General features: G+C 58.7%; 6 protein-coding genes. All 6 read right to left on the bottom strand.

Annotated features, from left to right (window positions below; genetic code table 11):
• Nucleotides 1-668: DUF4961 domain-containing protein (locus ONB25_14645; protein MDZ7394122.1), on the bottom strand; the 668-nt coding region annotated here is incomplete at its 3' end.
• Between the two features lie 194 nt (nucleotides 669-862).
• Nucleotides 863-1888, bottom strand: coding sequence for a PorV/PorQ family protein (locus tag ONB25_14640; GenBank protein MDZ7394121.1), 1026 nt, complete (start codon nucleotides 1886-1888; stop codon nucleotides 863-865).
• Between the two features lie 35 nt (nucleotides 1889-1923).
• Nucleotides 1924-5784 (bottom strand): hypothetical protein, encoded by a 3861-nt coding sequence (locus tag ONB25_14635; protein MDZ7394120.1) that lies wholly within the window; start codon nucleotides 5782-5784, stop codon nucleotides 1924-1926.
• Between the two features lie 27 nt (nucleotides 5785-5811).
• The gene (locus tag ONB25_14630; protein MDZ7394119.1) at nucleotides 5812-8835 is read right to left on the bottom strand and encodes a carboxypeptidase-like regulatory domain-containing protein; all 3024 of its coding nucleotides are present in this window, start codon (nucleotides 8833-8835) and stop codon (nucleotides 5812-5814) included.
• Between the two features lie 52 nt (nucleotides 8836-8887).
• Nucleotides 8888-9934 (bottom strand): LacI family transcriptional regulator, encoded by a 1047-nt coding sequence (locus tag ONB25_14625; protein MDZ7394118.1) that lies wholly within the window; start codon nucleotides 9932-9934, stop codon nucleotides 8888-8890.
• Nucleotides 9935-10236: 302 nt separating this feature from the next.
• Nucleotides 10237-10374 carry a hypothetical protein gene (locus tag ONB25_14620; GenBank protein ID MDZ7394117.1) on the bottom strand — a complete coding sequence of 46 codons (138 nt, stop codon included), beginning with the start codon at nucleotides 10372-10374 and terminating at the stop codon, nucleotides 10237-10239.
• Nucleotides 10375-10819: the final 445 nt, after the last annotated feature.

Below are 10819 nucleotides of genomic sequence, written 5' to 3'. Positions count from 1 at the left end.
GACGCCCCACTCCACGTCAACGGTCCCCCACTCCCTCGCACCTGCACCGTCGAACTCGCCCCCAACGTGTCCGGCACCGTCGCCGTGTTCGCTAAGAACGTAACCCGGACAGGGCCAGTGCTGGTCACGCGAATAGGGTTATCCAGCTTGATGTCGTAATAGCTGCGGTCGGTGAAGTCCAAAGCCGCGTTCGTCACGAAGTATCCGATGTTGAAATTCCCTGACCGATTACCAATGGTCATTTCGACCGTCACATCCACGTACCCGGTATCCAGGGTGGAAGCGTAAGCGTTTTTGCCCTGGTAAACCACCCACTTCATATCCGGACCACTGGGGTAGTTCTGCTCCAGTGCCGGCTCCCAATAATCCACCTGGCCGCCTGGATCCCCGTCTGCCATCTCCGCGGGCAAGTACGTGGCGTAATCCGGGCCAAAGTCGCCAGAGTAGTAGACCGAGTCAACGCTCCAGTCATTGGGTACCAGCACGGCAAAGATCCCATGGTGGGCATTTGCATCCGTGCCCTCGGTGCGAACCTCGATGGTCACGACAATCTTCGAGCCAGTGGTAGCCGTAGTAACTTGGTCGATGCTGAGGATGGTAAAACACCCGCTAATCAGCGGCAAGGCAACAGCAAGGGTGAGCAATCCTACGATGTTCCTACGTGCCATCTGACACCTCTCTGTTCAGTCACTTCATTCACGCCGGGATCTGAACCTCCCGACCTCTCTTGTGCGCAGGCAAATTCCTGCTCATCACACATCGCGCACTGGTTTCCTGACGCCCCTGGTACCACCTCCTTTCGTTCATTGTGCTCCACTATTCCTGTGGACAGCCTCTGGAGCACTCACGGACATACACGCGGTCAAAAGCTTACCGAAGCCCCGACCATGTGCACGGCTTCGAACAGGCCAAAATCCGCGAAGGCATACTCGAATCTCCAGGCCAGACGCGGGTCAAGGGCCAGGTGGACCCCTACGCCAGCAGTGAGGCCTTCCTCGCTTGTGCTCCGAAAAAGCGACTTGTAACCGCAGCGCAACTCCAACAGGCGAAAGAGCTCCAACTCGGCGCCTACGTTCACTGTCTCGGTGTTGTCGCTCGGTCTGAAGGCGTCTGCCGCCACAGTGAGGCGATAGTTCGGCCGTCGCAGCGCGTCCATCGCCAGGCCGACGCGGAAGAACAACGGCAGAGGCCAAGTCTCCGTCTTGAGCTTGCCCACAATGGTCTCGTTGTGACCAATGTGCTCCGGATCAAGGTCCACGCGCTGCCACAAATCGCGACCGTCATGGCGCATGTCGGTGCCAAAGTTGCTGATGCTCATCCCGAGACGCAGATCATTGAAATGCGTGACGAACAAAAGCCCCACGTCCAGCGCGAGAGCACTGGCTGTCTCGTTCCACAGCTTCTGCTGGATATACTTGACACTGCCGCCAATGGAGAAGCGGTCCGTCAGGTTTCGGCAATAACTTAGGGAGGCGGCGATATCGCTTGCCCCCCATCGCTCACCCGTCCCTTCCGGGAGGTAAACGGTGGTGACCTCCTCTTCGCCATAGTCGAGATGGGTGAGGGACAGCCCCACGGCGTTATCGGCATCCAACTTGAGGCCAAGGCCCACCCAGTTCAGATCAGTGCCCAACAGCCAGCGCGTGTGCGCCACCACGAGCTGGGAGCTGGGCATCTGAGAGAGGGCGCCGGGGTTGTAGTACAGACAGGTAGCATCGTTGGCGACGGCGGCAAAGGCACCTCCCAAGCTGGTCGCGCGGGGCCCCACACTGATGCCCAAAAAGGGCACCGCCGTGGTGCCAACCTTAGATTGCCCACCTGCCGAGCCAATGACCCCTACGGCTAGGAGGCTGACCACCACATGGTATGCGCCACGTGCAATTCGCATTGCTCACTCCCGTTTACGATTCTCAGCGCCTGCTGCTACTTTACAATGGCAATCTTGCCGCTCTTCTTACCCACGGGCGACTCCACCACGTAGAAGTAGATGCCCGCGGCCACATCCAGGTTTTCCTTGGTTTTCAGGTTCCAGGAGACGGCTCCGTCGTGGATGTTGCCGTCATGCTCCAAAGTCACCACGTGTTCTCCCCGCGAGGTGAAGATGTGCACCTTAGCCCTGGCCGGCAGGTGGATAAAGTCCATTTTCCTTTCCCCCCGCCCGCTTACTACCGCTGGCGGCAGGGGCAACTCATGAGCGGTCGCCGCCACATACGGGTTGGGCACCACCTTCACTCGCTCCAGCTCGCGGGAGGCTTGCTCTTCGCTCACAATTGGTCGGGCAGTCGTGAACTCGAACACGTCGCCGGCGCGGAAAGGCTTGCGGGTGACAATTGTCAACGTGTCTCCCCTGCCATAAGAAAAGGCCTCGCCAGTGCGGCTGGTGAAAGTTATGTCGTACGTGTAAAGAGCCTCTCCACCACTGCCGCGCTCAACGAAAATGACCTCGTCAAACGGCGTGAGTTTGCCGTCGCCATTGATGTCGGCAAACACAAAGTCAATGTAGCGCCGGTCGGTGGTGTTGTAGACCCTAAAGTTCACCGGAATCGGGTCAATGTAGTATTGAGGAATGCCCATGGAAGTATCAATGATACCGTCGGCAAACTCGATGCGATAGTCGGCGGGGTGCCAATAGCCCACAAGCCGTTCGGCGCCAAAGTAGGTATCCACAATAGTAAAGTTGTAATTGTACCCCTTTTCCGGTCTGGTCCAGCGGGACGCCAGGGTGTCGAGCTCCACCTTCCAGTGGTTGCCGAACGCCATGCGGATGCCGTCAAAGATGTCGGTGTCCTTCGTCTCGGTCACCCAGGGACTCCTCTCCATGTACGGGCTGCGATAGACAGGGTAGTACTGGTAGGTGATGGAGTAGGGTTCTCCGTAGAGAAGGTCGCCAGGTTGGCGTCCACGAATGCGCCCCTTCGCCAGGTCAACGGTGTACTTGGACGCCGGCACCTCCCGCCCGCTCACATCCTTGACCACCACCCCGTCAACCAGATGGGTGTGCGGCAGGCGCACGGTAAATGTGTCCCGCGCCACAAAGGTGGTGGTCACGCCGGTGATGTCGCGGACAAAGTAAAACGTCGTGGTCGGTACAAAGTATTCATCCGGATCGCGACCGTCCACGTTGGGCTCTCCCGGGTCAGGAAGGCCGTTGCCTTCGGTGCCGTCAGGGTCATTGGTGTTGGGCAAGCCGTCGGAACCCACGTCATCGGTGAGCACGTTCCAGTCCCCGTCATTGTCGACACCGTCATTACCGGTATCGAGGAACTCCACTCGGTAGGTGTGGCCTGTCTGCGCCTGCTCGTCCACCACCACGTAGAACACACGGCCCGTCCCCACACTGGATTGTGGTGGGACCAGCACGCTCCCTTCAGGCGGCACATAACCGGCTACTGCCGCGTTGGGAATGGCCACCGCCGTGTTGCGGTAAGTCCGCACTTCGCCCGACGGCAACACGTCGATGCGCTTGTCGTTCTCTTTGGGAAAGATATCCAAACTCTCATCGCCGCGGTCGTACGCCACCACCGCATAGAAGTAGCGGCGGCCATTTTCCACATCATAGTCCACAAAACTGTGCTCCAGGCCCGTGTCGTTGCCCAAGTAAAAGGAAGCGCCATGGCTCTGTTGGAAGAGCTCAGCGCTCCCTCGGAAATAACCCTTGACGCCATTTTTCAGATCAAACTGGGCAATAGGCTTGTACTGGATGGGACGGCCGTCGGCATCGGTGACCCCAAAGACCTCGTTGAAATTGTGGTCCGTAGCCCGGTAGATCTTGTACCCCTCAAAATCTTTCACCTTGAGCACAGGATCCACCGATTCCTCCGCGCGGCGATCCCAGTAAAGGGTCACCTTGCCATCGCCGGGGACAACCGTCAGCGTCGGCTTCTCCGGGGGCGGCGGGAACCGATAGTCGCTGTTGTAGATCTTCTGCACCGTCTCGCGATTCTTCAGCAGGTCGGCAATGTCCACCTGCGGACCACCGCCTTCGCCGTAAACAAGGGCCAGGGAAAAGCGCTGTGTTTCCCCTGCCCGGAGCGGAAAGTAACCGGACCCGTAGATAAAGTCGCCGTCCTCGCCGCGCTCCGGCTTGTTGTTGACGATCGAAGAGGGAACCTCGAAGTAGCCAGGGGCCAGCCGCCGCCACAAGTCCTCATCATCGGCCATGGAGAAAGCACGCGCAGGGGTGAAGTACTCAAAGCTGGTCAAGCCAATCTGGTCAGACTCATCCACGTCCGTCTGATCGAAGTTGGGCTCACCTGGAGTGGGCCTGCCGTCCCCTTCACCCGGATCGTTCGTGCCCGGTACGCCATCCGCCCCCACGTCGTCAAACTCCGGGTTCCAGTCCCCGTCGTTGTCGATCCCATCATCACGCCGTTCGTCGATGAGCGGGTCATTCAACCCGAGGCCATTTATGTAGTCCTTGTGACGCACCGGGTTAAAGCGGTCGATGAGTACCTTTCCCGTGCGGTCCTTGCGGATCTGATAGTAGTGCAGATAGTAGTTCTCGTCAATCAGCCCATCCAGGTCGTTGTCGATACCATCGTACGCATTGGGATTGACCACCTCCATGCCGTCCTGGATGACCACGTTGCCCTCCACCAACTCGGTGACTCCTGGCCGCACCTGGACCAAATAGGGCACCCCCCGCGCGCTGCCGCGCGTAACAAACGTGGTGTCGTGAGGCGGCACCAGGACGACTCTGCGCTCATAGTCGTCGTCGATGACCACCACCTTGTCGCCGGCCCGAATCACGCGTTTCTGGAAGTCCGCTTGCACAAAAAGCGGTCCGGTTGCGGGAATGAAGGGATTGTCCTCCGCATCCCCATCATTATCGATTCCATCGTAGCCGTTGCCAGGGCTCTCAAGAAAGGCGTACCCTACCACGCCTACGGGTCCGGTCCAGCGCGGGTTGCGGCTGCAGTTGTCGTCAAAGTCGGCGGTGTAGGTCATGTCCTTTTCCACATCGAAAAAGGAGTAATCGTCGTCGTACTCCCGATAGTCCTCGGTGGAGGTCACGCCCACATAGGTGCCCACCAGCATGCCGAACACCACCTTGCTGTAGTCGGTGGTGCCGGTATTGGTGATCTCATAAAGCCAGAAGATGCAGTCCTGGGCCAAAAAGTCCGACCACTGCATGCCGCGCACCTTAACCTGCAGTCCCAGTCCGTTCCGGTTTGGGTTGCGCGCGTCCGGCTTGAAGGCCACGCCCCAGCGATTGTATGCGGCCACATTGAACTCTTCGTCGTTCTGGTCATCCATCACAAAGAAGCACTCCTCCGAGGCCGTGGTCGTCTTGCCGAAAAAGCCGTTCCAGGAGCCCGGCCACCCGGGGTCGTACGGGTCATTCATCTTGTCCGGCCACACGGGCGGCCAGGTCCTGGGGTCGCTGTACAGCGCCACACTCTGGACGTACTCGTTGAAGTAGCCAGCGACAGGTTCTAAGCCCCAGTAGGTGCCTGAAGGCGAAAGCTCATGCTGAGTGGTGGGTCGGTCCACCGGGCACACGACCACCGAGTGGAAGGTCTTGCCTTCCCATACGACCTCTGCACCCACGAGCGGGCTGACGTCGCCAATGTAGCCGTTGTCGTCGTAAATCCAGGCGCCACGTTTGCCACGCTGCGCCGGTTGCCCGATAACCCCCCAGTTGCCGAAGACCGTCTTCACCAGATTCCCCCGCATCACTGCATCGCGACGGTACTGTCGGCCACTCTGCGCCTGAACATCTGTTTCGAGGGTCAGCGCCACCGTTGCTAAGAGCGCTGCCAGAATTCCTATTCCTCTCTTCATGACTACTCTCCGCGCTGCACCGCGTCCTTACCGCGCCTGGCCAAAGTCAAGTGTCACGCCCACCTCTACTCTGCGAGGTTCGGAGTAGTGGGTCGGATTGGTAAACCAGTCCTCCAGCGTGTTCACCAGCTGCAAAGGATTGCTCGACCTGGCCACCGCCTCGTCGTACGTAAAGCCAGCCCGTCCTGTGTCGTTGTAAACGTTGACCTCGTTCAGGCGGTCGAGGAGATTGAACACCCGCACAAAAAGCGTCAGCATGCCGGGTTTCAGCCTGAACTCTTTGTAGGCGCGCAAGTCGACGTTGAGGTTACCTGGTTTGCGCTGGCTGTTGGTGAGCAAGGTGGAAATATCCGCGGTGGATCTGGGCGTATAGGGCAGCCCGCTGCCCAATTGACCAACAAGACTTGCGCCATAGCCTCGACCCGCGTAGGACAAAGTTGCGTTCAGAGTGTGCCGTTGGTCCCAGTCCAGGGGAGTCAGTTGCACCTCTGGCAACGCACCGCCGCTCAACGCATTCCGGGCTTGTTCTGGGTCGGAGGCTGTCCCCTTGGCGATCTGCATGGTATAGTCCAGCGATGCGGCCAAGCCACCCGCAAATCGCTTGTTCAGCGACACGATAATGCCCCTGATAAAACCAAAGTCGCTGTTGACCAGTTTGCTGTATCGCCCAAAACCACCAAAGAGGACGATCTCCTCTGCCTGGGTGCCAGCCAGATTGCGCACGTCCCGGAAGTAGCCGGTAAGGTGCAACGTGAGGTCCTCGGTCAGCTGCTGCTGCAACCCGATCTCGCCGCTCACCGTCTGCTCAGGCTTTAGGTCGGCGTTGCCGATCACACCCAAATTCCCTGTGCCTGTTCCCAGCTCGAAATCGGGGTTCTGGTACAGGCGCTCGAAACGCGGAATCTGGAAGAAGTGACCGTAGGAGAAGTGAATCACGCCCCTATCGGTGATCGGAAAGGAGACCCCAAGCCGGGGACTGACTTGCACCTTAGCACTGGCCCGCTTGTACCAATACTGTTGTCGCTCGGCCAGGGTTACCGCCGGCTCACCCGGGTCCCAAATGCCATTACCTTCGCTGCCGTCCAGGTCATGCGTGCCAGGCTGCCCGTCGCTGCCCCAATCGTGATACCGGTTCTGGGGCTTGATGGGGTTGTAAATGGTTGGGTCCGTCTCATCAGCCAACACCACCCCGTCCGGCTCGAAGTAGTCCATGCGCAGGCCGAAATTGACGATAAAGTTTTTGAATTCCATCTTGTCCTGCAGGTAGGCGGAGAACTCCGTGGGGCGGTGCGTGTATTGGCTGGCGTAGATGGTCGAGTCGGGCAGGACGCGCGTGGCGATAAAGGGACTCTGGAAAAGGAGGTCGATGGCCGACTGGGCAAGGACCGGCTGCAGAGCGACGTCCCGCTGGTACACCTTGTGCTTGCGAAACTCAAGCCCGCCCTTGAGCTGGTGGGTGACGGTCACCTGACTGGTCAGATCGAATTTGGCCAGGTAGGTGTCGGTGCGCCGCTCAAAGCGCCAGTTGTCGGTGCCCCCAGTCTTGAAGCTATAGGCCCCCTGCAATCCCACGTCCGGATGCACATAATGGGGGTCGTAGGGGTCTTCGTAGGTCCAGCTCTTGTATACCTTGCTGAATTGCGAGAAGCCAAAGGTGTAGAAGGTCTTGGAGGATACCAGGTGAGTGGCTTTGAAAATGTGGGTTAGACCAGTCCTAAAGCGCTGCAGCTGACCGTCAGGGTTGTATTTGTAGTCGCGCTGATAGTCCTGGTAATCAACATCGTCGAGGATGACGTTGTAGGCAAGCTGCAACCAGGGCACCGGTCGGTACATGAGTTTGCCCTGGAGGTAGAGTTTGCGGTTCCAGTTCATGGGCACAAAAGCACCATCGCCACGCCCATTTTGGTGCGCCGAACGCAGCCTCTGGTAGTAAACGGCGAAAGAGTCCGCGCTGATGTTCCGCGCCCGCAGTTCGTTCTGCGTCAGTACCGAATCGATAATGGCATTGGTGCCGAGCACGTACTGAAAGCCGCGTTGCCCTGGTGCCACTACCCGACTCTCGGACAGGAACTCGGGGAAATTCTCTTCCACCACCTGCTCCGGTAGTACCACGCCGACGGTCACCGCGTGGGGCTGATACCGGCGCTGCCCATACAACCAACCGTCAAAATGGATGTAGCGGGCGTTCACAAAGTAGGAGAGCTTGTCCCTCAGGATGGGCCCCTCAAGGCTTCCCTCTACATTGCGGATGGCCAGCGGGTTGATGTTCTTGATGTAAGGGAAGATCTTGTCATGGGTGCTTAGATGGTCGCCCGCGTAGGTGGTGAACGAGCCGCCGAAGGTGTTTCCGCCCTCCTTCGTAGAAATGTTGACGATGCCCGACATAGCCTGTCCGTACTCTGCGTTGAAGGCGCCGCTCACCACCTGGAGTTCCTGCACCATGTTCTTGTTGACGTCCACCACCGTGCCGCCATCGTAGACGTCCGTTACGGGGATGCCGTCGATCCAGTAGCTAATTTCCCCGGATCGGCCACCGCGGATGTGCAACCCCCCGCCCGCGTCTCGCACCAACCCCGCAGTCAGCGCCAGCGCCTCATGGACCTCGGTCACGGGCAAGGCCTTGATCTCCTCGCCCCCCATCACCGCAGTGCTGGCCGTCAGGTCCTTGACCACCATGGGGCGCTCGGCCACGATGGTCACTGCCTCACCGAGCTCCAGAACCGCGCTTTTGAGCTTGAAATTGATTTCAGTGGTGAGGTCAATGGAGACGCGTACGTTCTCCACACGCATCGCCGAGTAGCCGATCATGCTGGCGCGGAGGGTGTAGATGCCTGGAGGGACAAAGAGCACCACGTACCGTCCTGCCATGTCGGTGGCAGCCCCCATCGTGGTCCCCTCGAGAATGACATTGACCCCAGGCAGGGGTTCGCCGGTGTCGGCGTCCACCACCGTTCCGGCGATCTTGCCCGTGGTGCCTGCTGAGGCCAAGGTCACACTGAGCACCAGCAGGCCCACCGCGCCGTTCCGGATCCAAACTCGCAGTTTGTTCATCGTGCCCGCTCCAAGTTTTGCTTACGGCCGCTTCTCTTCGCCGACAAGCCTCTCACATCACGCTTGCCATAGCGGGACGGACCGACATGAGGGCACCGCAGCTCTGGCGCACCACCAAGCTCGGGGCGAAGGTCCGCACGTACCGCGGCGCCTCTGGTTCACCAATGCGCTCCGCCAAGCGTCCCACTGCCAGACGCCCCATCTCAAGCATAGGCTGACGCATGGTGGTCAGCCCTAACAGCTCGGCAATCTCGATGTCGTCAAAACCAACGATGGCCACATCCCTCGGAATGTGCACGCCTGACTCCATGGCTGCGCGCATAGCCCCTTCGGCTTGAATATCGCTGGATACAAAAACGGCAGTGGGCCGATCTGCCCCCAGCGCAAGCAGCCTCTTCATCCCCTGATAACCTGCCTCCTTGCAAAAGCCGTCCTGCCCCGGTATGGAGTCCACAACGGCCACGTAGCGCTCGTCCAAAGGCACCCCGTGGTCTGCTAACGCCTGGCGAAACCCCTCCAGGCGCACGCGCGCAGGCATGCTGCGCAAATGGCCCACGATCATCCCTACGCGCCGGTGGCCTAGCGTCACAAGGTGGCTGGTCGCCTGATACGCTCCATCGCGATTTTCCACAGTGATCGAGTCGAGCCAGGGGTGAAAGCTGTCCACAAGGACGATGGGCACGCGCGAGCTCACAAATTTGCGCGCGTAGCGGTCGGAAATGGGCAGGGAGATAAGCAGGACCCCATCCACGCGCCGTTCGCGGAGAGCGCGCTCAAGAAAGAGCTCCACCTTGTCGGTCTGGTGCACACTGTACAGCACAAGGTCATAGTGGTGACGGATGGCCTCTTCCTGCACACCCCGCAACAGCTCGACAAAAAAATAGCCCGTAAAAAAGGGCACGATGATGGCGATCATGTCTGTCTTGTTGCGGGCCAGGCCCTGCGCCAGAGCATGGGGTCGATAGTCCAGTTCCTCAATGGCCTTGAGCACGCGGGCCTTTGTGTCGGCGGCGATGAGAGGGCTGTCGTTGAGGGCGCGCGAGACGGTGCCGATCCCCACGCCGGCTCGTCTAGCGACATCGTAAATGGTCACGGGCATGGACTTGGACCTGGCGATGGCTCCATGCACTTGGCACCGCAGCTACCTAGTCTCTGGAAGCCCTTCCAAGAAGCGTCATATGGTACGAAAAAATCCCACAAAAGTCAAGTGATTTTTTGGCGGATTTGGTTGATAACCCCACATCATAGCCACCTTTTATGAAATCGTGGACGTAGTGATCGAGGATGACAGGTGGCAGATTGAATACGTGGGGGCACGTATTGTCGCCACTATCCTTGAGTATCTTTACCGGTGTCTGGCGTCCCCTATGTCTGGTCTTTTTTTTGAAATTGAAATAGAGCTCAGGCAAAGGACTTGCCCATGAACTCATCCACGTCCCTGTAGCCTTCTAAGTCATAGAATATGGCCTCTATCACCTTATGAGCAGCCTCCACATCGCGCTGCCAGCTATATCCGGCAATGCCTGACACCAAAAGCATTAGCAACCTCCTTGAAGGCCCTCTCACCTTTCTTGTGCATGCCCCCAATGAATTCTGACCCATTGTGCGTCTTGATCTTCACTTCTCTCATCTCTACCCCATAGTGGTTCCTGCAAGAACGTAGGTGACTGGCAAGTACGGTCGCATTCGTGGATTCTGTGGTGCTCCCATTTCCATAATAGCACCCGCCAGTGCGCACGTCTCTGCCGGCAAGTTCGCAGTGTGGCAGACGGGGCATCATCACCTGTGGCGGCTACTTCCCTAACACACAAAAAGCTCCTTCGCATCTGTCACAGCGAGCTGTAAATGTTTTGCGTGCTTTTTCACCTCCCTTAGGTCCTGTTGTTTCTTCTTCGCTACAAGGCCTGCCTGCCGAATTGTCGTTGCAATGGCCTAGGTAGAAATGGGCAGTTCGTAATGCATTTTCAACCCTTCCGGCCCCCAC

The sequence above is a fragment of the candidate division KSB1 bacterium genome (assembly GCA_034506335.1).
Lineage (GTDB): Bacteria > Zhuqueibacterota > Zhuqueibacteria > JANLFK01 > Oleimicrobiaceae > Oleimicrobium.
The sequence above is the reverse complement of the archived record's forward strand: the minus strand, read 5'-3'. Positions and strand labels throughout refer to the sequence as shown.